At 72.1% G+C, this 21,598-nt stretch carries 18 protein-coding genes; 12 read left to right on the top strand and 6 right to left on the bottom strand.

All coding sequences use genetic code 11. The features are described 5' to 3' along the window. The 5 genes from VF202_05910 to VF202_05930 all read right to left on the bottom strand — a co-directional run. Positions 1–1,978, bottom strand: a 1,978-nt coding sequence (locus VF202_05910) for an ATP-binding protein (GenBank protein HEX7039627.1), incomplete at its 3' end; no start/stop codon positions are given. Continuing rightward, on the bottom strand, positions 1,975–3,189 hold the full coding sequence (locus tag VF202_05915) for a DUF4255 domain-containing protein (protein ID HEX7039628.1): 1,215 nt from the start codon (positions 3,187–3,189) through the stop codon (positions 1,975–1,977). The genes VF202_05915 and VF202_05910, both read right to left, overlap by 4 nt. A gap of 784 nt (positions 3,190–3,973) precedes the next feature. Next, complete coding sequence (locus VF202_05920; protein HEX7039629.1) at positions 3,974–4,699, bottom strand: hypothetical protein; 726 nt, start codon at positions 4,697–4,699, stop codon at positions 3,974–3,976. A 15-nt stretch (positions 4,700–4,714) separates the two neighbouring features. Beyond that, positions 4,715–5,242, bottom strand: coding sequence for a phage tail protein (locus VF202_05925; protein ID HEX7039630.1), 528 nt, complete (start codon positions 5,240–5,242; stop codon positions 4,715–4,717). Between the two features lie 13 nt (positions 5,243–5,255). Then, positions 5,256–6,809, bottom strand: coding sequence for a phage tail sheath C-terminal domain-containing protein (locus VF202_05930; protein ID HEX7039631.1), 1,554 nt, complete (start codon positions 6,807–6,809; stop codon positions 5,256–5,258). 425 nt (positions 6,810–7,234) lie between these two features. Between VF202_05930 and VF202_05935 the strand changes: the two genes are divergently transcribed. The 12 genes from VF202_05935 (at position 7,235) to VF202_05990 (ending at position 20,428) form a co-directional block, all read left to right on the top strand. Beyond that, positions 7,235–7,945: a GntR family transcriptional regulator gene (locus VF202_05935; protein ID HEX7039632.1), complete on the top strand. Its 711-nt coding sequence runs from the start codon at positions 7,235–7,237 to the stop codon at positions 7,943–7,945. Positions 7,946–8,106: 161 nt separating this feature from the next. Then, on the top strand, positions 8,107–9,153 hold the full coding sequence (locus VF202_05940; GenBank protein HEX7039633.1) for an Ldh family oxidoreductase: 1,047 nt from the start codon (positions 8,107–8,109) through the stop codon (positions 9,151–9,153). A gap of 19 nt (positions 9,154–9,172) precedes the next feature. After that, complete coding sequence (locus tag VF202_05945; GenBank protein HEX7039634.1) at positions 9,173–10,540, top strand: amidohydrolase family protein; 1,368 nt, start codon at positions 9,173–9,175, stop codon at positions 10,538–10,540. Continuing rightward, entirely contained in the window at positions 10,530–11,861 is a 1,332-nt protein-coding gene (locus tag VF202_05950) for a M20/M25/M40 family metallo-hydrolase (GenBank protein HEX7039635.1), read from the top strand. Before VF202_05945 ends, VF202_05950 begins: the two co-directional genes overlap by 11 nt. Further along, positions 11,858–12,685: a creatininase family protein gene (locus VF202_05955; GenBank protein ID HEX7039636.1), complete on the top strand. Its 828-nt coding sequence runs from the start codon at positions 11,858–11,860 to the stop codon at positions 12,683–12,685. The genes VF202_05950 and VF202_05955 overlap by 4 nt, the downstream gene beginning before the upstream one ends. Positions 12,686–12,737: 52 nt before the next feature. After that, on the top strand, positions 12,738–14,258 hold the full coding sequence (locus VF202_05960) for an ABC transporter substrate-binding protein (protein HEX7039637.1): 1,521 nt from the start codon (positions 12,738–12,740) through the stop codon (positions 14,256–14,258). A 76-nt stretch (positions 14,259–14,334) separates the two neighbouring features. Continuing rightward, positions 14,335–15,252, top strand: a complete 918-nt coding sequence (locus tag VF202_05965; protein HEX7039638.1) for an ABC transporter permease — start codon at positions 14,335–14,337, stop codon at positions 15,250–15,252. A 1-nt stretch (position 15,253) separates the two neighbouring features. Next, on the top strand, positions 15,254–16,150 hold the full coding sequence (locus VF202_05970) for an ABC transporter permease (GenBank protein HEX7039639.1): 897 nt from the start codon (positions 15,254–15,256) through the stop codon (positions 16,148–16,150). Positions 16,151–16,256: 106 nt separating this feature from the next. Continuing rightward, entirely contained in the window at positions 16,257–17,483 is a 1,227-nt protein-coding gene (locus tag VF202_05975; protein ID HEX7039640.1) for a Xaa-Pro peptidase family protein, read from the top strand. Between the two features lie 35 nt (positions 17,484–17,518). After that, positions 17,519–18,220, top strand: a complete 702-nt coding sequence (locus VF202_05980; GenBank protein ID HEX7039641.1) for an isochorismatase family protein — start codon at positions 17,519–17,521, stop codon at positions 18,218–18,220. Between the two features lie 10 nt (positions 18,221–18,230). Next, positions 18,231–19,271: an ornithine cyclodeaminase family protein gene (locus tag VF202_05985; protein HEX7039642.1), complete on the top strand. Its 1,041-nt coding sequence runs from the start codon at positions 18,231–18,233 to the stop codon at positions 19,269–19,271. Next, positions 19,268–20,428, top strand: coding sequence for a pyridoxal-phosphate dependent enzyme (locus VF202_05990; GenBank protein HEX7039643.1), 1,161 nt, complete (start codon positions 19,268–19,270; stop codon positions 20,426–20,428). The genes VF202_05985 and VF202_05990 overlap by 4 nt, the downstream gene beginning before the upstream one ends. A gap of 6 nt (positions 20,429–20,434) precedes the next feature. Here VF202_05990 and VF202_05995 read toward each other — a convergent pair. After that, positions 20,435–21,598, bottom strand: a 1,164-nt coding sequence (locus VF202_05995; protein HEX7039644.1) for a pyridoxal-dependent decarboxylase, incomplete at its 5' end; no start/stop codon positions are given.

The following is a 21,598-nucleotide window of genomic DNA, read 5'->3' on the forward strand; positions in this document are numbered from 1 at the left end:
CCGCCTGCAGCACCTCGCGCATGCCCACGGGATGCCCGCGGTTGGCCGCGAGGAAGGCGGCGTTCAAGGCCGCGTTCTGGATGTTGGCTCCCGTGAGGTTGATGCGGGCGAGGCGGTCGAGGTCGAGTCCCTCGGTGGGCGTGGCGACGGGGAACGCGTGTTCCCACATGCGCCTGCGGTCGGCCGCCTTGGGGAACGGGAAGTCCACGACGAAGCGCATGCGCCGCAGGAAGGCGCTGTCGATGGCGCTCTTCATGTTGGTGGCTAAGATCGCCAGGCCGCCGAAGCCCTCCATGCGCTGCAGCAGGTAGTTGATCTCGATGTTGGCGTAGCGGTCGTGAGCGTCCTTGATCTCGGAGCGCTTGCCGAAGAGCGCGTCGGCCTCGTCGAAGAACAGGATGACCGCGCCGTTCTCGGCCGCGTCGAAGAGCCGACGCAGGTTCTTCTCGGTCTCGCCTATGTACTTGTCGACGACGCTCGAGAGGTCGATGCGGTAGAGGTCGAGCTCGAGGTCGTTGGCGATGACCTCGGCCGCCATCGTCTTCCCGGTACCGCTCTCGCCCGTGAACATCGCCGAGATGCCCAGGCCGCGGTTCATGTCGGTCGCGAACCCCCACCGCTCGTAGACCTGATGCCGTTGCCGCACCTGCGCTGCGATCTCGTGCAGCAACGAGAACTGCTCGACGGGGAGCACCAGCCGGTCCCAGGTGGCCTTGGCGTCGACCCTCTGGGCCAGGCTGTCGAGCCGCGGACGCGACGTCCGCCGGCAGGCGTCCCACAGCCGATGCTGCAGCGGTGCGGGGTCGGGGTTCTCCAGCTCCTGCTGCGCGATGCGGTGGATGGCTGTGACGTCGAGGTCGAACTGGGCGGCGAGCCGCTCGGGCGAGGTGAAGGCCTCGTCCCGCAGCAGGTCCTGCCACAGGGTGAGCTGCTCGGCCGGAGTCGGTCGGCCTACATCGAGCACGTGGGAGGGCCGGTTCAGCGCGGTCGACACGTCGCGCGTCGCGAGGAAGACGATGCCGTCGGAGCGGGAGAGGAAGCGCAGCAGCGTCGACTGGGCGGGGGAGCTCGCGTCCAGCTCGAGCGCCTCCAGGTACAGGGAGGCCGGGCCGAGCAGGTTCTCGCGGTGCCAGAGGCGCGCTAGGCTCTCCAGGTCACCCCCCTGCCCGGGGACGTTCTCGACGGGCAGGTGGTACAGGGGCAGGCCGAGGGCGTGCGCCGTCGACTGGGCGACCAACCTGAGGCTGTCGCGGTCGGTGCCGACGAGCTGCAGGACCGGCCAGGGGCGGTCGTGGTTGCGCCGCAGGTGGCCGACCGCCATGTCGACGACCTCGCGTTGCGAGAGCGGGAGCTCGAGGGTCGGCGGGTCGTCGAGCGCCTGCAGCAGGGGCCCGATGCGGTCGTCGAGGAAGGTGAGGCCCTTGAGGGCGCTGACGATGCGCTCGTCGGCGCGTAGCGGGCTGGTCGTCAGAGGCTGCGAGGCGGGCTGGTGGACCTCGACCAGGTGCCAGTAGCGCAGCGGGCGCTCGGGCGACAGCACGTCCCACGCGGGGTCGTCGAAGAGGGCGAGCGCCAACGCGAACGTGGGGTAGGGCTGGCCGTGGGCCGCTCGGCACAGCTCCGGCGTGCGCGTGTCCAGTTCCATCGCGGCGCACAGCAGGAGAACCTGGCGCTCGAAGGTCGAGAGGCCGAGCCTGTCGCCGATCAGCCTCAGCGCCGGCGGCGGCTGGAGGCTGCGCTCGGCCTCCTCCATCGCCTCGGCCGCGGCTGCGACCTCGTCCTTGGCCCTGCTCGTGCTGGGCGGCAGGGCGAGGACGGGCCGTCGACGGCGGCGGGGCCCGGGGCGAGGTTCCGGCGCAGCCGGCTCGGTCGACGCCCGCGTCGCTTCGGCCAGGCGCTGCAGCCGCAGGCGCAGCCACGCGATCGCCGCGGCCAGGTACTGGTCGTTGCCGCGCTCCCAGTCGTCGTAACCGCTCACGAGATCACCACTCGCTGTCCGGGGTCGAACTGGAGGGTCGGGGGCGTGCCGCTGCTGACGACGGGCTGGCTGTCGACCCCGTCGACGCGGAGCCGCACCAGGTACTCGCCCTGCACCAGGGCGCCCAGGTGGAACTCCAGGCTGGTCGGCTGGTCCGGCTGGGCCGGCGTGGTCACGCTGACCGGCTCGACCTGCCGGTCCCCGAACAACAGCAGCGCGCGCTGCTCGTCGTGCAGGCGAGGCCGACAGAGGACCGTCAGCGTGAGGTCGCCGGGCGGTGCCGTCGCGGGGGAGAGCGTGACGGTGGGGACCAGCGCGAAAGGCACCTCGTTGCTGGACCAGGCGGGCAGGCCGGGCGGTGCGAGGCGCAGCGACACCGTGTAGAAGCCGGGCGGCCAGAGGTGTCCCGCCTCGGCGTCGCCGGGCAGGGTCACCGGCAGCTCGCCCTCCCTGGCCGCCTGTCCTGGGGCTACCTCGATGGGCGCTTCCAGGCGAGGATGCCGGAAGACCACGACGGCGTGTTCGTGGGTCAGCCCGGACCCCAGGAGCGTGAGGGTGCTGCCGAGCGGTGCGCCCGGCATCCCGCCGGGAGCGCGGACGCCGGTGAGCGCGGGCGCGCGCGCGGCCATGACCTCCGGTCCGCGGTCCTCCGGCCCGCGGCGGAGCACAGGCAGGGGCGAGCGTCTCCGGCGCGTGCTCTCGATCAGCACGACCGACACCTCGTAGCCGACGGAGAGGCGGAACTGCGTCTGGAAGCCGCTCCAGAGCTTCGTCAGCTCCTCCAGCCCCAGCGGCATGAGCGTGATGCGGACCCTCTCGAGCTGGTCGTGGAGGTCGCTGTCGGGCAGCAGGGCGGTGGTGGCGTTGCGGATCTCGTCGGCCCCCAACAGCATGTGGTCGTGCAGGACGCCCATCGCGCCGCCGAGCACGGCGTGGCCGCGCGCCTCGTCGTCGGCGTAGGCGGTGATGAGGTAGTTGAGGACGAGAGGCAGCGGCGGGTGCCCGACCTCGCCGGTGCGCACCAGACCGGGCATCTCGGCGTTGCGCAGGGCGCCGTTGGCGCTGGCCTGGTACAGGAACAGGTTGAGCTGGTCGCCGCCCCCCGCGTCCCTGGCCCTGTCGGGCGGCTGGACCGTGACGTTGGGCGTCGCCCGCGTCAGCAGGCTCTGCAGCGTCAGGGTGGTGGCGGCGATGGCGAGGGCGTTGCTCATCGCGCGCCCCGCCGCTGCAGGTAGTCGTCGATGGTCATGACGCCCCGGGGCTCGCCGCCTTCGGGCCTCCCCGCCATGCGCTCCTGGCCGACCGCCCGCACCTCGATGCGGCCGATGGTGACGTGCAGGGTCGCCGGGATCTCCGCTCCGTCGGCGTTGGCGGTCGAGGGTCCTGGGGTCGGGAGCGGCTTGACGGCCCGTTCCTGGCCCCTGGGCCCCGCCTCAGCGTGAACCGACTCGGAACGATCCGGTGCGGGGCGAGGTGCGGGTGACGCGAGCGCCGGTGCCAGCTCTACACGCCGCTCGATCTCCCTCAGTCGCTCGAGCCTGTGGTCGCGGGGAGCGGCGATTGGGCCGGCGTCAGTGTCCTCTCGCTCCGCCCGCTCGGGGGCGCGGGGCTCGTCCTGGCGGCGAACGGGTGAGGCCCATGGCGCGGCGGTGCGCGGTTGGTCGCCGTGGTCGACCGCTGCCGAACTCGCCCGGCCCCCAGCGCGGGGCTCGGCCGCGTGAGGCGGTCGGTCTGTTCGGGGCCGGAGCATCTCCTCGCTCCGTGCGGGCTCGGCGCCGTGACGCTCGCCGAGAGGTCGCTCGAGGACCGGGAGCTCGCCCCGGCGCGGCGCAGGCTCCCGCTCGGGGAGCGGGGGCGCGGTCCGGGTCCCCTCCTCCGCCACCGCCACGACGTCGAGCCCAGACGCCGCCGGCACCGGCTCGAAGCGCGAGGGCCGACGCGGCACGAGGGCAGGCGCCTCGCGCTCCGCCCGGACGAGCAGCGCGGCCAAGCCGTTCACGCCGGGACCAGCTCTAGGTAGGCGCGTCGGCGTCCTGGGCTCAGCGCCAGGATGTCGGACTCGCTCCAGCCGTAGGTCGAGGCCAGGCGATGGACCTCCAGCACGCAGCGCTGCGCCCAGTGCTCCAGCTCGGCCCAGAGGAACGACGCGATGTCGAACGGCGCGCTCCAGCCGTGGTCGCAGACCGGACAGGTGAGGCTCAGCTCGGTCACGGCCTGCGGGTCGACCTCGGCGAGACGCCGGTCCAGGGCGTCCAGGACCTCGTCGGGCAGCTCTCCGGCGTCGACCTCTGCCCCCTTCTTCCGAGCCCTCGTGACGCATCCCTGCAGCACCTGCCGCCGCGCCGCCAGGGCGGGCCCGTTCGGCAGGTCCAGGAGGTCGAGGCTGGTAGGCAGCCGGTAGTCGAGGCTGTAGCCCCGGGCCCGGAGCTTGCCGGTGGGGCTGGCTCGCTCGTCCGCGAGCAGGTCGCGGGCGTCGAGGCCCAGGTCGAGGAGCTCGCCGCAGGCGGGGCAGGGCGCGACGATCGCGAGGTCAGGGCCGAAGAGCCGCAGGCGCAGCCGCAGCAGGCAGCCGTTGCGGGCGCCGATGGGGAGCTCGGCGAGGCGCTCCATGGGCGTCTCTGGCATCGCCGCCGCCAGCAGGAGGAGCGCACGGTAGGCGGGAGGCTGCCGGTACCCGCGCTCCACCAGGTCGAGGAGGCTCGCGGCGGGCGGCGTGTGCATGGCTACCGCGACGCGCTATTGAGGCGGCTCGGTGAACGTCGGCTCGGTCGGCTCGACCACCTCGTAGTCGCGCTCCCAGCCCTCGTTCTCGAGCTTGAGGGTCTGGATGGCCACGACGTTGGCGTTCGCGTCGAGCTCCGGCACGGCCTGGAACTCGGACACCCAGCAGCGGTAGATCTTGTAGGCGATCGCGACCTGGCCGGCCTCGTTCATCAGCTCGAGGATGATGTCCTTGCGGAAGTCCCGCAGCGAGGTCTCGGCGCCCAGGCCCGAGCCGAAGTTCCAGACCTTGTTCGACCACTTCTCGAACTCCGTGTCGTGGGTCACGCCGCGTTCCAGGGTGATCGCCTCGTACTCGCTGCGGCCCGGCGACTTGCGGCTGGTGCTGGGGTCGCCGCCCTCGCGGTGGGTGACGACCTCGGTCGTCCTCCTGAGGGCGCTGACCTTGCTGACGCCGGCGACGTACCGACCGTCCCACTTCACGCGGAACTTGAAGTTCTTGTAGGGGTCGAAGCGCAACGGGTTGACGCTGAACTGTGCCATCGCCACCTGCTCCTTACGTCTCGAGCTGCCCGGCCATCTGCTGCAGCTTGATGATCACGAACTCGGCGGGCTTGAGCGGGGCGAAGCCGACGACGATGTTGACGATCCCCTTGTCGATGTCGTTCTGTGTCGTCGTCTCCTTGTCGCACTTCACGAAGTACGCCTCGCGCGGCGTCTTGCCCTGGAAGGCCCCTTGCCTGAAGAGGCCCTGCATGAAGGCGCCCACGTTCAGGCGGATCTGCGCCCACAGCGGCTCGTCGTTCGGCTCGAACACGACCCACTTGAGGCCGCGGTAGAGCGTCTCCTCGATGAACAGCGCGGTGCGGCGGACCGGGATGTACTTGTACTCGTCGGCTGCTTGGTCCGCGCCCCTGAGGGTGCGGCTGCCCCACACCAGGCGTCCGTGCACGGGGAACGCCCGGAGGCAGTTGATGCCCAGGGGGTTGAGCTGCCCGTTCTCGGCGTCGGTCATCGGCACGGTGAGCTCGGGGACGCCGCCTAGCGTGGCGTCGAGCCCCGCCGGGGCCTTCCACACGCCGCGCTGCGTGTCGGTGCGGGCGAAGACGCCGGCCACGGCGCCGCTCGGGACGAAGGTGTCGACGGCGTAGTCCTGCTCCGGATCGGGCTGCTTGAGGCGCGGGAAGAAGACGGCGGCGTTCCGGGCCTCCACCCCGCTGATGCCCAGTGCGGAGAGGTTGGTCGCCGCCGCGGTGACGCTGGTCCAACCGGTGGGAGGGTCGACGATCAGCATCGCTCGTTCGTCGACGCACAGCTTCACGGCCTTCGAGAGCGTCCCGGTCGCGAGGTCGGTGTCGCGGTCGGGCGGCGGCAGGCACAGGAGGTTGAAGATGCCGCCGCTGGCCTCGAGCTTGAGCAGGGCGTAGATGCCCGTCTTCGCGTTCTCGTCCCCTTCGAACTCGGCGGCCGTCACGGCCGTGCCGTCTTTGCCGTCCTTGGCCCCGGCGGCCTTCGTGAACGGGTCCTGCCCCGGATCGGGCGCATCGCTGGGGGTCGGAGCGGCCGTCGGGATGGAGCCAGTGACCTTGAGGAGCCGCGAGCTGCTCGCGAGCACCTTGTCCACGCTGCGGGGAAGCGGCTTGTCCGCAGCCGAAGGGCCGACGTCGATGTTGAGGTGACGCTCCTCTTCGCCAGTGCCGCTGTCCCTGACGCGAAGGTTGTAGCGATCGGGGTCGCCCGGGACGGCCTCGATGAGCACCTGGAGGCCGTCGCCCCACTTGCCCTCGGACTTGGCCTCGAAGGTCGGCCAGTTCTGGAGGCCCTCCACCTTGGCCGCCTCCGCGCCGTTGTGTATCCGGACGATGACCGCCTGACCTCCGCCGTTGAGGAAGAAGTCGCGCACGGCGTAGCTCATGGTGCTCTGTGACCAGAGCCCGCCGAACTCCCGCTCGAAGTCCGCGAAGCCGTTGACGGTGACGGGCTCGTTGCTGAGACCGCGCCGCGCCATGCCGACGAAGGCGGTCACGGAGGTGGGAACGCCGATCAGGGTGCGAACGCCGCTCGGGATCTCCTCGACGTAGACGCCTGGGTAGCTGACTGTGGTCGGCATGCTCCTCCTCTGGGGAGGTCTCGTCGCCAAGAGGCTGCGGCCCTGAGGTGCGGGCCCTGGCCGGAAGCTCGATCCCACATCGGGCGCTTGGCGCCACCTTCCGAGGCTCCCGGCCGGCACTCTAGTCGGGAGGGGGTAACAACCCGGTAACAGGTCATCTGTGACGGCAGGGGGACGACCGGGCCTCCGCGGGAGCGCTTCTCCCCACCACCGTTCGGGTCTGGCAACGGCCGACGACCCTCGCGAGACCCGCGAGCCCGCACACGATTTGTCCGTACAAATACCCTCACGACACTCTCACCAGATACCGGGCTTCCGACCGAGAACTTCGCGGGGCGACGAACGCCGTTGTTGACAACAGGGCGGCGATGGCGTAGCCTCGGCCAACACAGGACGGTATTTGTACGTACATTTCGGGGAGCCCGATGGCGAAGCCGCTCTACAAAGAGGTCGAGAGCGTGTTGAGGTCCCAGGTGACGTCGGGGCGCAGGGCGGTCGGCTCCAAGCTGCCGACCGAGAGCGAGCTCTGCGAGATCTTCGACGTGAGCCGCGACACCGTTAGGAAGGCGCTCCGGTCCCTGAAGGAGCTCGGGCTCGTCAAGGCCGTCCCCGGCGTCGGGACGATGGTCGTGCGCAGCCGCCCCAACCTCCACGTCGACACTCTCAGGCCGCTCTCGGCGCCGCTGCGTGAGGCGGGGCTCTCGCTCGACGTCGAGGTGCTCGACGTGCGCCTTGAGGTGCCCGACGAGGCCGTCAGGGGCCACCTGAAGCTCGCTCCCGGCGAGAAGGCGCTGCGCGTCAGGCGGGCCCACAAGATCGCGGGCCGGCCGTTCTCGATAACCACCTACAACGTCCCGGAGTGGGTGGGCATCGGACTGGACGCCGACTTCACCGGCACCATCTACGAGCTGGTAGAGGAGAAGGGCAAGAGCCTCATCGACTACGGCACCGACCAGATCTCGGCGCGCATGCCCACCGAGGAGGAGAAGCGGCTCCTGGCCATGCCTGAGAGCCTGCCGATACTCCTCATCAGGCGCACCGCCTTCACCGACCTGGACAGGGCCGTCCAGTACCTGGAGGCCGCGGTGCGCTCCGACCTATACGAGTACGCCGTCACGCTACCCCGGTCGCTCTGACCGCGGCCGACGGCCCTCCAGACCGCAGCCCGGCCACAGCGGCCCCGACGCCCGCGACCAGACCGCGACCCGACCGCAGCCCAGCGACAACGGCCCTCCAGACCGCGACCCGACCGCAGCCCGCCTACAAGCCGCCTCTCGACCCCACGGATAGGGAGCAGATGACGACGTCCAAGACAGCACGTTTCAGCCGGGAGCAGCTGCTGGACCTCAGCGGCGCCATCCTCAGGCGCGCCGGCGCCGCCGCCGACGAGGCCCAGACCGTGGCCGCGGCGCTCGTGGACGCCGAGTTCCGGGGCGTGGAGTCGCAGGGCCTGGTGCGCCTGCCCGGCTACGCCAGGGGCGCGGCCAGCGGCGAGATCAGGTCGCAGGTCGAGCTCGAGGTCCTCATGGAGTCCCCCAGCGCGCTGCGGCTCGACGCGCACTACGGCTGGGGCTACGTCATGGGGCGGCGCGCGATCGACCTGTGCATCGAGAGGGCGTCCACGACGGGCGCGTGCTTCGCCGTCGTGCTCAACACGAGCCACCTCGGGCGGCTCGGCTACTTCGTCGAGCACGCCGCGGAGCGCGGGTTCATCGGCGTGGCCGCCGCGGCGGGCCACCCGCGCTTCGCCACCCAGGCGCCCTGGGGCGGTGCCACGCCCGTGTTCTGCACCAACCCCCTGGCGGTCGGCGTGCCGCGCCGCGACGGCCGGCCCATCGTCTACGACATCGCCACCACGCAGATCGCGCGCGGCGCCGTCCTCATGGCCCAGAAGCGCGGGGAGCCCATCCCCGAGGGCTGGGCCTTCGACGCCGATGGCAACCCGACCACCGACCCGTTCAAGGCGCTGCCGCCCCACGGCACGCTCGCGCCGCTGGGGGGCTACAAGGGCTCGGGGCTGGCCCTCGTCGTCGAGGTCCTCACGAGCGTCCTGGGCGGGTACCCGCCGGAGAACAGCAGCAGCTTCTTCGGCGCGTTCGCGATCGACAGGTTCGTCGAGAGCGGCACGTTCTACGACGGCCTCGAGAGGCTGGTCGACCTGATGCGGGCGAGCGCGCCGCCGGACGGCTCCCGGGAGGTGCTGCTGCCCGGCGAGCGCAGCAGCCGACGACTCGAGGTCTCCGAGCGCGAGGGCGTGGAGGTCACGCCCGCCCTGTGGAGCGAGATCCAGGCGGTGGCCAGGGAGCTCGGCGTGGAGCACGAGCTGCTCGGGGAGGGGCGTTAGTACGGCCGCCTTCGACCTCGTGATCGCGGGCGGCCGCGTCGTGGACCCGGCCGCGGGGGTCGACGCCGTCGTCGACCTCGGCGTCCGCGGCGGGCGCGTCGAGGCCGTCGAGCCGGGAGGCAGCCTCACCAAGGCCCGGAGGTACCTCGAGGTCGAGGACCTCGTCGTGATGCCGGGCATCATCGACCTGCACGTCCACCTCGCCGAGCCGTTCGGCAAGCCGCACGGCATCGCCATGGTCGCGCGGGCGGGCGTGACCGCCTGCCTGGAGCTGGCCGGCCACGGACCGAGCCTCGCCCGGGCGGTGCGCGAGAGCGGTTGCGGGATCAACGTCGGGTACGTGGCGCCCCTCATCCCGGGCAGGAACCTCACGGGACCCGACCCGGACGAGGACGAGCTCGCCGGCGTGCTCGACGTCGCGCTGGCCGAGGGGGCGCTGGGCCTGAAGCTCCTCGGCGGCCACTACCCGCTCACGCCCGAGGCGATCCGCCGGGCCGTCGAGCTGGCCACGGACCGCGGCTGCTACCTGGCGATCCACTGCGGCTCCACCGAGAACGGCAGCGACGTGGCCGGGCTGGAGGAAGCGGTCGAGATCGCGGGCGACGCGCCGGTACAGATCGCCCACGTGAACAGCTACTGCCGCGGTCAGCTCCTCGGCGACCCGGTGGAGGAGGCGCGCCGCGCCATCCGCGCGCTCGAGGGCAGGCGGCTGGTCAGCGAGAGCTACCTGTCGCGGTGGAACGGCACCTCCGGCCGCTGCGAGGACGGCGTGCCCGTGAGCCGCGTGACCCGCACGTGCCTGCGGATGGGCGGCTACCCCGAGACGGAGGAGGGCCTGGAGCGGGCCGTCGAGGCCGGCTACGCCCTCGTGAACGTCGAGTACCTGGGCGGCACCGAGCTCGTCGGGGGAGCGGCCGGCCTCGAGATCCTCCGCCGCGCGGGAGGGGAACCCATCGTCAGCTTCCCGGCGAACCCGCCCGAGGTGACGGCGCTGCTGGCCACGGCCAAGCACGAGGGCAGGTTCGTCGTGACGGCCCTGGCCACCGACGGCGGCTCGATACCCCGGAACACCACCGTGGAGCAGGGCCTGGCCCTGGTCCGGTACGGGATGCTGAGCCTCGCCGAGTTCGTCGAGAAGGCCGCGGCCGCGCCGGCGGCCATGCTGGGCCTCCGCGACCGCGGCAGCCTGCGCCCTGGCAGCGCCGCCGACGTCACGGTCCTCGACGTCGCGCGCGGCGAGGTCGCCTACACGCTGGTGGGCGGCGACGTCGTGTTCGCGCGCGGCGCGCTCACCGGCCGGGGCGGGCGGCTGCTGACGACGGACGTCGGCGTCGCCTTCGCGACCAGCCAAGGCATCGGGGGCGAGGCGGTGCGCCGTGCGGCCTGACGGCGGCGCGCCGGGCGCGCCCGGCGTCGCGGTGGGGTCCGCCGACCTCCGCGCGGACCTGCGCCTCGCGGTCGACCGCCTCGTCGCGGAGCGCGGCGACGAGATGGTCGACGACCTCCTGGCGGCCGTCTCGCACGCGAGCATCAACCCCACGCGCGCCCCGGGAGGCGGCGAGGGCGTGGGCGAGGGGCCCTTCCAGGAGTTCCTCCTCGGCCTCTGCCGCGCCAAGGGGCTGCCGGCGGCGGCGCAGGGGACGGGCCTCCCCGGCCGCCCCAACGTCGAGGTCGAGCTCGCGGGCGACCCCGGCCGACACAGCCTGCTGCTGAACAGCCACTGCGACGTGGTCACGGCGGACGAGCCCGGCTGGGCGCACCCGCCGTTCGAGCCCCGCATCGTCGACGGGTCTGTCGTCGGCCGCGGCGCCTCCGACGCGAAGGGGTCGCTGATGGCGATGCTTGAGGCCCTGTGGGTCGCGCGCGAGGTCGCCGGCGAGGGCCTCGGCACCGTCACCCTCACCAGCGTCGTCGACGAGGAGGCGGGCGGCGGGGGCACCGCCGCCTGGCTGCAGCGCCGCGAGACGGTCGGGGGCGCGCTGCCCGACGCCGCGATCGTGGGCGAGCCCACCGGCCTCCGGCCGGCGATCGTCACGCGCGGGGCGCGGTCGTTCCACCTGCGCGTGCGCGGACGCGGCGCCCACGCCGGCGAGGCCTACGAGGGCGTGAACGCGGTGAGGCTCGCGATGCGCTACGTGGACGCCCTCGAGGAGCTGCACCAGGAGCTCGCCGTCCGCGCCGACCCCCGGCTGTGGCCGGGGCTGGCGACGCCCTACGTCTTCAACCTCGGCCGCGTCCAGGGCGGCGACTCCTTCGGCTCGGTCGCGGCCGAGTGCGAGGTCGAGGGCGTCGTCGGCTGGGTGCCGCCGGACACCCTCGAGAGCATGAGCGAGGAGGTCGAGAAGGCCGTGGACGCCGTCACGGTGTCGGACCCGTGGCTGGCGGGGCACCCGCCCGAGTGGCGCTGGGGCTGGCTGGCGTTCGACGCCGGCCGGACCCCGGAGGGCCACGAGCTCGTGAGGCTCCTCGGCGAGGAGGCGGCGTCCCGCGGCCTCCCGGCGGAGCCGTGCGGCCTGATGGCGGGGACGGACATGAGGCTGCTGGTCGTACGCGGTGGGATCCCCACCGTCAACTTCGGGCCGGGAGACATGGCTCAAGGGCACTCGGCGAACGAGAGGCTCCCCCTCGACGAGTACTTGGACGCCATCCGCATCCTCGCCCACGTGATCTTGCGCTGGTGCTCGACTCCCCGGAGAGGAGACCCATGAACACCGATGGCCCCGTGAAGGACCCCTGGTTCCTGCCGGACATGACCTGGGAGGACGTGAAGGCGGCCCTCGAGCAGACCGACCTGGCCCTCATACCGGTCGGTGCGATCGAGCAGCACGGACCCCACCTGCCCCTCGGCACCGACTACTTCGGCGCGTTCGACCTGGCCCGCGCGGCGGCGCCGCAGGTGAAGGGCGTCGTGGCCCCGGTGCTGTTCGCCGGCGTCTCGGGCCACCACCTAGGCTTCCCGGGCACCCTGTCGCTCAGCCAGGAGACGTTCGTCGCCGTCCTGGTCGAGACGGCCGAGTGCCTGGCCCACCACGGCTTCCGCCGCATCGTCCTCGTCAACGGCCACGGCGGCAACGAGTCGGCCATGTCGTACGCCGCCCACCTCATCACCAAGCGCACCGAGGCCGTCGCCATGCTCTTCGGGATCGGCGAGCTCCGCAAGATCTACCTGACGGAGAACATCGACAAGCTCGACATCCACGCCGGCATCGGCGAGACGTCAGGCGTGCTCGCCTCGCGGCCGCACCTCGTGAAGATGGACCGCGCCCGTCGGCCGAACCTGAACCTCACGGCGGGGCAGAGGAGGTTCCTCGACGAGGTCCGCGCCCGCCCCGAGCTGCTGCCCTTCGTCACCGTCGACCTGCCTCCCACGGACGAGCTGTCCGACACCGGCGCCATCACCCTGCTCGACCCGGCCGACGCCACGGCGGAGCTGGGCGAGCGGAACAGGTCCCGGTTCGCCCAAGCGCTCGTCAGGTTCGTAGAGATCTGGTCCGAGAGGGTCGAAGCGGACGGTCGGGAGGTCGTCATGTAGTGAGCGAGGGCGGCTTCAGTGCAAGGACACGCGTCTGATTAGGAGGACGAGCTTGAGAGGAAGCAACAGACTCATCCGGAAGTTCCGTCTGGCGGGGGTGGGGGCTTGGCTGGGGCTGCTCGCTTTCGCGGCCCCGGCGCTGGCGCAGGAACCGCTCGTGATCGCGCTGAGGACGCCGATCATCAACCTGGACCCCATTCTCGAGACCAGCTCGACCATGGGCTTCGCCATGATCAACGTCCTGGAGACGCTGGTGACGACGAACCCGGCAGGGGAGTACGAGCCGATGCTCGCCACCTCCTGGGAGAACGTGAACGAGACGACGTGGCGCTTCCACCTCCGCGAGGGCGTGACGTTCCACGACGGCACCCCCTTCGACGCCGAGGCCGTCGTCTTCAACCTCGACCGCATGGCGTCGGAGGAGTCGCTCCACGCCAGCAACTTCTCCTGGTACGACGGCGCCGACGTCGTCGACGACCTCACCGTGGACATCCACACCAAGGGCCCCTACCCCGGCATCCTCTCGGCCCTGAACTTCTACATCCCGTACATCGTGAGCCCGACGGCGGTGGAGACCCTCGGCGACGACATCAACACGGCGGTCGTGGGTACCGGCCCCTACCGCGTCGTGTCGCACACGCCCAGCGACGTCACCGTGCTGGAGGCGTTCGCGGACTACTGGGGCGGCGCGCCGTCGGTGCAGCGCGCCGAGTTCCTGTTCGTTCCCGAGGACAACACGCGCCTCGCCGCCTACCTGGCCGGGGAGGTCGACATCCTCTCCTTCGTCGAGTCGAGCCAGATCCCCGTGCTCGCGGCGCGGGACGACACGGTCATCATCGAGGGGCCCTCGGACCTGGCCGACATGCTGTGGTTCAACACCCAGAAGCCCCCTCTCGACAACGTCCAGGTGCGCCAGGCCCTCGCCTACGGCATGGACCTCGACCTGATCCTCGAGACCGTACTCGAGGGCACCGGCGAGCGCTACGGGCTGGTGTTCGCCCCCGGGATCGTGGGCTTCGACCCCGAGACCATGAGCGAGCCGCACTACACCCATGACCCCGAGCGGGCGAGGGAGCTGCTGGCCGAGGCCGGCTACGCCGACGGGCTCGACGTCGAGTTCCTCATCGCCGACCGTCCCGAGCACGCGCGCATCGCCGAGGCCGTGCAGGCACAGCTCGCCGAGATCGGCGTGAACGTCAGCATCCGCAGCCTCGACTGGGGCACGTTCCTCACCGCCACCGCCAACGGCGAGCACCAGATGATGGTGGTGGGCACCTACGCCTTCGGCGACGCCGACCGCATCCTCCCCGAGTTCGAGACCGCGGCGATCGGCAGCCGCAACCGCAGCATGTACTCGAACGCCGAGGTGGACGCGCTCATCGCCCAGCAGCGCAACGAGATGGACCCCCAGGCCCGCCAGGCGATCATCGAGGAGATCGTGGCGCGCCTCACCGAGGACGTGCCGCGCCTGATGGTCAGGGCCCGCACCCAGGTCCAGGCGGTCCGCTCGAACATCGAGGGGTACGTGCACCACCCCGCCAAGCTCGACCTGCGCGGCGTGGTGGTCAACTAGCCCTCCCCCGACCCGAGGCCCGGCGGGGCGGACGCTCGCCCCGCCGGACGCTCCCCGACTCGCGAGGTCGCAGCGCTTGTCCCAGTTCGTCATCCGCCGCGTGCTCTCGTTCATCCCGCTCCTGCTGGGGATGAGCGTCGTGGTGTTCCTGATCCTCCAGCTCCTGCCCGGCGACCCGGCGACGATCATCGCCGGCCAGTTCGCGACCCAGGAGGACGTCGCGAGGGTCCGGGAGAGCCTGGGGCTGAACCGGCCGATCCACGTCCAGTACCTCAGCTTCCTGCGCCGGCTGGTCACGCTGGACCTCGGCACCTCGTTCGCCACCCGCCGGCCCGTGACCGAGATGATCGCCTTGAGGTTCCCCGCCACGATCACACTGGCGCTGCTGGCGATGCTCATCGCCCTGGTGTTCGGGACCCTGGCCGGCATGGTCGCGGCCAGCGCGCGCAACAGCGCCTGGGACGTCCTCGCCATGCTGGGCTCGCTGGCGGGCATCTCGCTGCCCGGCTTCTGGCTGGGCCTCCTGCTCATCTACTACTTCGCCGTCCGCCTCGGCTGGTTCCCCACCTCCGGCCTGGGGAGCGCACGCCACTACGTGCTGCCGGCCGTGTCCCTCTCGGTCTTCTCGATGGCCTTCATCGCGCGCATGACGCGGGCGAACCTGGTGGAGACGCTGAGCCTCGACTACATCAGGTCGGCGCGGGCCAAGGGCCTGCCCCGCGCCCAGGTCGTGTTCAAGCACGGCCTGAGGAACGCCTTCCTGCCCGTCATCACGATCGCCGGCCTCAGCTTCGGGTACCTGCTGGGCGGCTCGGTCGTCATCGAGTCGGTCTTCAACATCAACGGCCTCGGCCGGCTCGTCGTCGACTCGATCCTGGCCAGGGACTACCCCGTGATCCAGGTCAGCATCCTGGTCCTGGCCATCAACGTCGCGCTGGCGAACCTCATCGTCGACATCTGCTACGCGGTCCTCGACCCGAGGCTGAGGTACTAGCGTGGTCAGGGCCGAGGACCTCGTCACCGCCGCCGCGGAGCGCGCTCCGGCGCGCCGTGGGGCGCTGCGCCGGAGCTGGCTCGGCCGGCTGCTGCGCAACCGCCTCGGGCTCATCGGGGCGATCATCCTCACCCTCGAGATCGCCGTCGCCCTGTCGGCCTCGGCGATCAGCCCCTACGACCCGTTCGCCCAGGACCTGCGCAACCGCATGCAGCCGCCGGGCGTCGAGGGGCACCTGCTCGGCACCGACGAGTTCGGGCGGGACCTGCTGAGCCGCATCGTCGTCGGCACGAAGTACTCGCTGCTCGTCGGCGTGGCCGTCGTGACCATCGCGTTCGTCCTCGGCGTACCGTTCGGGGCACTGGCCGGCTACTACCGGTGGGCGGACGGGCCGATCATGCGGGTCGTCGACCTCATGCTCGCCTTCCCGCAGATCCTCCTGGCGCTCGTCGTGGTCGCGACCCTCGGCACCGGGCTCTTCAACGTGATGCTGGCCGTCGGCCTGGCGTCGGCGCCCTCGTTCGCGCGCCTCACGCGCGGGGTCGTGCTGTCTCTGCGGGAGGCCGACTACGTCACCGCCACCCACGCGCTCGGCTCGCACGACATGCGCGTGATCGCGCGGCACATCCTGCCGAACACGGTGGCGCCGCTGATCGTCCAGTCGACCTTCCGCGTGGCCACCGGCATCCTCTCGGCGGCCTCCCTCAGCTTCCTCGGGCTGGGGGCCGAGCCGCCCACGCCCGAGTGGGGCTCCATGCTCAGCACCGGTAGGACCTACCTGTTCACCTCGCCCCACCTCTCGTTCTTCCCGGGCATCGCGATCTTCGTCACGGTGCTCGGCTTCAACCTGCTCGGCGACGGCCTGCGGGACGTGCTCGACCCGAGGATGCGGAGTTGAGCGCTTCGGGTCGACGAGCCCGCCCCGTCACGCGCCCCGCCGGTCCGCGGGTCCTACGGTCGGGCCCGGCGTCCCTCGCACGAAGCACCACGCCCAAGGAGGCGGCATGAAAGGAATCGGTCACGGCTGGGGGAGGGTCCCCTGGGACTGGGAGAGCCGCCGGCGCTGGCTCGACCTGCCCTTCCCCGAGGAGGAGTACAGGCGCCGCGTCGACGGCGTGCGGCGGGCGGCCGAGGGCCACGGCGTGGACGTCGTGGTCGTGGTGGGCGACGCCGCCGACAAGGGCACGGTCCGCTACCTCACGAACTTCGAGGTCCTCTTCGGCGGCCACGCGCTGGTCGTCGTCCCCCTGGAGGACGAGCCGGTGCTCATCAGCAACTCGGTCATGCACGGCGAGCCCATGCACTCAGGCTTCTGGATGACCTGGGTCAGGGACGCGCGCGCCGTCATGAGCCCGCGCACCGGCGGCACGCCGGGAGGCCTGTGGGCCGAGCTCGTCGGCCTCCTCGGCGAGCGAGGTCACACGAGGCGAGTGGGGGTCTGCGGCCACGGCGCCCTCACCGAGCTCGAGCGCCGCATCCTCGAGCGGCTGCCGGACTGCCAGCTCGTCGACGTCACCCAGGCCGTGGACGACCTCCAGGCCATCAAGTCGCCCGCCGAGGTCGAGATGCTCAGGCGCTCGGCCCTGGCCGCCGACGCCGGGATCCTCGCCGCGCTCGCGGCCTCCACGCCGGGAACCCCCGAGACGGTCGTCGCGGCCGAGGCGGCGCGGGCGATGTACGCCGCCGGGGCCGAGGACCTGGTGTTCCTGTCGGTGGTCGCCGGCCCGTTGAGCGGCTTCAAGCACGCCCTGCCGCGCGAGAGGCCGATGGGGGAAGGCGAGATGGTCTTCCTCGACATGGGCTGCAGCGTGGGCGGCTACCTGTCGGACACGTCCCGCTGCGCGGTGGCGGGGCGCCCGACCGACGAGCAGCTCGACTTCCTCGCCGCCGCCGAGCGCATCGAGGACACGATCTTCGGGCGCATGAAGCCCGGCGCGACCATCGGCGAGCTGGCCGCCGAGGGGCAGGAGCTCGCCGACGAGCTGGGGTACGGCCAGTACCTCTACTTCCGCGGGCACGGCATCGGCACGTCGACGCACGTGCCCCCCTCGTTCTTCCCCGGCAGCCCCGTGCCGTTCGAGCCGGGCATGGTCTACGCCTTCGAGCCCATGCTGGTGCGCCAGGGCTTCGGCACGGCCGTCGTGGAGAACGTCGTCCACATGACCCCTGACGGCGCCGTGTCGCTCAACCAGTGCCCGAAGAGATGGGAGCCCAAGCATGCCGCGACGTGAGGCTCCTCGACCCCTGTCCGGCTGGAGGAACCGGCATGCTGCGCCCTGACCGGCTGACGGCCCAGGAGATCGCCGTGCTCGAGGCCAGCGGCTGGGGCCAGCGCCAGGGCTTCGGCACCCGCCCCGTGGTGCTGGTCGTCGACGTCACCTACGGGTTCACCGGCGACAGGCCGGAGCCGATCCTCGAGGCCATCAAGCGCTACCCCACGAGCTGCGGCGAGGTGGCCTGGCCCGCGCTCGACGCGATGGAGACGCTCCTCGCCGCCGCCCGCCGCTCCGGCATGCCCATCGTCTACACGCGCAACGAGTACCGCGAGGACGGCAAGGACCTCGGCTCCTGGGCGTGGAAGATGACGCGTGACAGCGGCGACCGCGCGTCCGCGGAGCGCGCCAACCGCATCGTCGACAGGATCGCGCCCCGCCCCGAGGACATCGTCATCGCCAAGAAGAAGCCCAGCGCCTTCTTCGGGACGCCGCTCGTCTCCTACCTGACCGACCTGGGCGCCGACCAGCTCATCGTCGTCGGGTGCGTCACCAGCGGCTGCGTGCGCGCGACCGTCGTGGACGCCTTCTCCTACAACCTCCGGGTCGCCGTCGTGCGCGAGGGCACGTTCGACCGGATCCCCCTCAGCCACGAGATGGCCCTCTTCGAGCTGGACGCCAAGTACGCCGACGTCGTGTCTCTCGCGGAGGCCATCCGCTACGTGGAGGCCGACCATGTCGTGGCCGGGGTCTGAGGCGTAGGGGATGGCGGCGCCCGAGGTCCTGGTCCTGTCGGGGCGGGAGGTGGCCCAGGCGCTCTCCCTCGAGCGCTGCATCGGCGCGGTGGCGGAGGCCTTCGTGGCGCACCACCGCGGCGAGGGGCGCGCCTACCCGGTGGTGCGCCAGGTGCTGCCCAAAGGTGGGATCTTCGGCGTGAAGTCCGGGTTCTTGCCCGGCGCGTCGGCGCTGGGCCTCAAGGCGGGCGGCTTCTGGGCGGACAACGCCGGGGCCGGCGTGCCGACGCACCAGTCGGCCGCGCTGCTGTTCGACCCCGCCACCGGCCAGCTCCGCGCCGTCCTCGACGCCAACGTCATCACCGTCGTGCGCACGGCCGCCGCCGGCGCTCTGGCCGCGCGGGCGCTGGCGCCTGCCGGCACGCGTCTGGCGGCGGTGATCGGCGCCGGCACCCAGGCGATAGCCCAGACCCACGCCCTCAAGTGGGCGCGACCGGACCTCGTCACCGTCAGGGTGTTCGCCCGCAGCGACGCCTCGTACCGCCGCTTCCGAGCCGGAGTGGCCGCTCTCGACGCGACGTTCGAGCGCGCCGCCTTGGTTCGGAGCGCCGTGGACGGGGCGGACGCGATCGTCACCGCGACCCCCTCGTGGGAGCCCCTGGTGAGGCGCGAGTGGGTGGCGCCGGGCGCCTACGTCGCCGCGTTCGGGGCTGACACGGTCGGCAAGCAGGAGCTGGACCCGGAGGTCCTGCGCGACGCCCAGGTCGTCGTCGACGACTGGGAGCAGGCGAGGACCATCGGCGAGTGCCAGCACGCGCACCGCCTCGGCTTCCTCCCGCGCGAGGCGGTCCACGGCGAGCTGGGCGCGATCCTCGCCGGCGAGCTGCCGGGCCGGCAGGACGACGCGAGGGTGACCGTCTTCGACAGCACGGGCATCGCGCTGCAGGACCTCGCCGCCGCGGTGGCGGCCATCGAGGCCGCGCACGAGCTCGGCCTGGGCAGCAGGGTGCGCCTCGCCGACGCCGGTGACGCCGACGTGTGGGCGGCGCTGGCCGTGAGGAGCCCGGCGTGACCGAGGCGTTCGCCGTGGCTCTCGCGTGCCGCGCCTGCGGCCGGCCCGCGCGTTCCCCTTGCGCCTGGCGCTGCGACTGCGGCGAGCCGTTCAGGCTCCTCACGGCGGAGGAGGCCGAGCGCGTTCGCCTGGACGACCTACCTGTTCCCGACCTTGGTCATGGCGACACGCCGCTGATCCCCAGCCCGGCCCACGACTCGGGCGACGTGTACCTGAAGCTCGAGGGCGCCAACCCGAGCGGCTCGTTCAAGGACAGGGGGATGGCGGTGCTGGTGGGCCTAGCGCTCGCCAGCGGGGCCTCCGAGGTCATCTGCGACTCCTCCGGCAACGCCGCGGCCGCCGTGGCGGCGTTCGCGGCTGCTGCGTCCCTGCGCTGCCGCGTGTTCGTGCCTGAGGCGACGAGCGAGACCAAGGTGCGGCAGGTCCGCGCCTACGGCGCCGAGCTGGTGCGCGTTCCCGGCGACAGGGAGACGGCGGCGCGGGCCGCGCAGGCGGCGGCAGAGAACGCGCTGTCCGCGGCCGACGATGGGCGGGCCGCGGCCGAGAGCGCGCCGGCTGCTGCCACGGGCCCGCAAGCGGCAGCCCAGACCACCTTCTACGCGAGCCACTACTGGCACCCGTTCTTCGCGCTGGGCACGCGGAGCTTCGCGCTTGAGGTCGTGGAGCAGCTCGGCGGCAGGCTGCCCGACCACGTCGTGTTCCCCGTCGGGCACGGCAGCCTCTACCTCGGCGCCGTCGACGGCTTCCTGTCGGCGGCGCGGCGGCTCGGCATGCCCGCGCCCCACTGTCACGTGGTGCAGTCGGAGGCGGTCCATTCCGTCGTCGCTGCGGTGGTGGGGCGGGCCGGCGCAGGTGCCCGCTGGAGCCAAGCCACCACCCTCGCCGAGGGCATCCGCATCTCCCGCCCCCTGAGACTCGAAGAGATCGCCGCCGCGCTCGCGGCGACGCGCGGAACCGCGCTGACGGTGAGCGAGGACGCGATCGCCGACCACTGGCGGCGCACGGCCCGCCGGGGCGTGCTCATGGAGCCGACCTCGGCGGTGGCGTTCGCCGGCTACGAGCGCCTGCGCAGCGAGGGCGTCATCGCCGAGGGCGCGACCGTCGTGATCCCTGTTACCGGAAGCGGACTGAAGAGCTTGTCGGCGGAGTCGGCGTGAAGTCGCCTACGCCAGATCCCGGGCCGCCGCGAGAACCTCGTCGACGAGGGCATCAACGTCTTGCTCCTGCGTCGCGGGGTTGACGATGCAGGCCCGCAGCGCGAAGGCTCCCCTGATCACGGTCCCGGAGAGGAAGGAACGCCCGCCGAGCTGCACGGCGGTCATCAGGCGCCGGTTCAGCGCCTCGAGCTCCTCCGAGCTCCGTGGGGTCCCCGCCGGCACGTAGCGGAAGCAGACGATGCTCAGCCCGTGGGCGAGCAGCTCCAGCTCGGGCCGGGCGCGCACGGCGTCGGCGAGCCGCGCGGCCATGGCGAGGTCGTGCTCGATGAGCTCGCGGTAGCCGTCGACGCCGAAGTACCTCAGCATCATCCACACCTTCAGCGCCCGGAACGGCCGCGTCTGCTCGAAGCCGAGCTCGCTGAACCACACGGGGCCGTTCACGCCGTGCGGGTCGTCGTCGGTGCGCAGGTAGGGCGGCACGAGGCTGAACGCGTCGCGCGCGGCGGCACCGTCCCTGATCAGCACGAGCCCGGCGTCGACGGGCACATACAGCCACTTGTGCGGGTCGAGCGCCAGGCTGTCGGCGCGGGCGATGGCCGCGGCGACGTTCGCGAAGCGGTCTAGGAGCAGCGCTGCCGGGCCGCCGTAGGCGCCGTCGACGTGCAGCCACAGGCCGTGCTCGGCGCACACGTCGGCGAGCTCGTCGAGGGGGTCGATGGCGCCCGTGTTCACGGTCCCCACGCTGGCCGTGAGGGCCAACGGTATGGCGCCCGCCTGCCGGTCGCGCTCGAGCAGGTCGCGCAGCGCGTCCGCGCGGATCCGTCCCTGGTCGTCGGACGGGACCGTCCGCAGGTTGCTCGCCCCCAGCCCGAGCAGCTCCGCCGCCTTGCGCACGCAGGAGTGCGTGTCCTCTCCCTGGTAAGCCACGAACCGCCGCTCGCGCCCCTGCAGGCCGTCGGCGCGCACGTCGATCCCCGCCCTATCGGCGGCTCGGTGCCGCGCCACCGCCAGCGACGTCAACGTCGCCATCGACCCGCCGCTCACCAGCAGGCCGCGGCTGCTCTCGGGGAACCCGGCCAGCTCGCGGAACCAGCGGATCACCTGATGCTCCAGGTGCACGGCGGCGTGGTTGCCACCGGCGACGCTGGGGTTCATGGCCGCGGCCAGCGC

The organism is Trueperaceae bacterium (genome assembly GCA_036381035.1).
Classification (GTDB): domain Bacteria; phylum Deinococcota; class Deinococci; order Deinococcales; family Trueperaceae; genus DASRWD01.

Bases quoted from the DNA above. Each gene is read 5' to 3' on its own strand.
- VF202_05915 (HEX7039628.1), bottom strand. From the start codon at position 3,189: ATGAGCAACGCCCTCGCCATCGCCGCCACCACCCTGACGCTGCAGAGC.
- VF202_05920 (HEX7039629.1), bottom strand. From the start codon at position 4,699: ATGCACACGCCGCCCGCCGCGAGCCTCCTCGACCTGGTGGAGCGCGGG.
- VF202_05925 (HEX7039630.1), bottom strand. From the start codon at position 5,242: ATGGCACAGTTCAGCGTCAACCCGTTGCGCTTCGACCCCTACAAGAAC.
- VF202_05930 (HEX7039631.1), bottom strand. From the start codon at position 6,809: ATGCCGACCACAGTCAGCTACCCAGGCGTCTACGTCGAGGAGATCCCG.
- VF202_05935 (HEX7039632.1), top strand. From the start codon at position 7,235: ATGGCGAAGCCGCTCTACAAAGAGGTCGAGAGCGTGTTGAGGTCCCAG.
- VF202_05940 (HEX7039633.1), top strand. From the start codon at position 8,107: ATGACGACGTCCAAGACAGCACGTTTCAGCCGGGAGCAGCTGCTGGAC.
- VF202_05955 (HEX7039636.1), top strand. From the start codon at position 11,858: ATGAACACCGATGGCCCCGTGAAGGACCCCTGGTTCCTGCCGGACATG.
- VF202_05975 (HEX7039640.1), top strand. From the start codon at position 16,257: ATGAAAGGAATCGGTCACGGCTGGGGGAGGGTCCCCTGGGACTGGGAG.
- VF202_05980 (HEX7039641.1), top strand. From the start codon at position 17,519: ATGCTGCGCCCTGACCGGCTGACGGCCCAGGAGATCGCCGTGCTCGAG.
- VF202_05985 (HEX7039642.1), top strand. From the start codon at position 18,231: ATGGCGGCGCCCGAGGTCCTGGTCCTGTCGGGGCGGGAGGTGGCCCAG.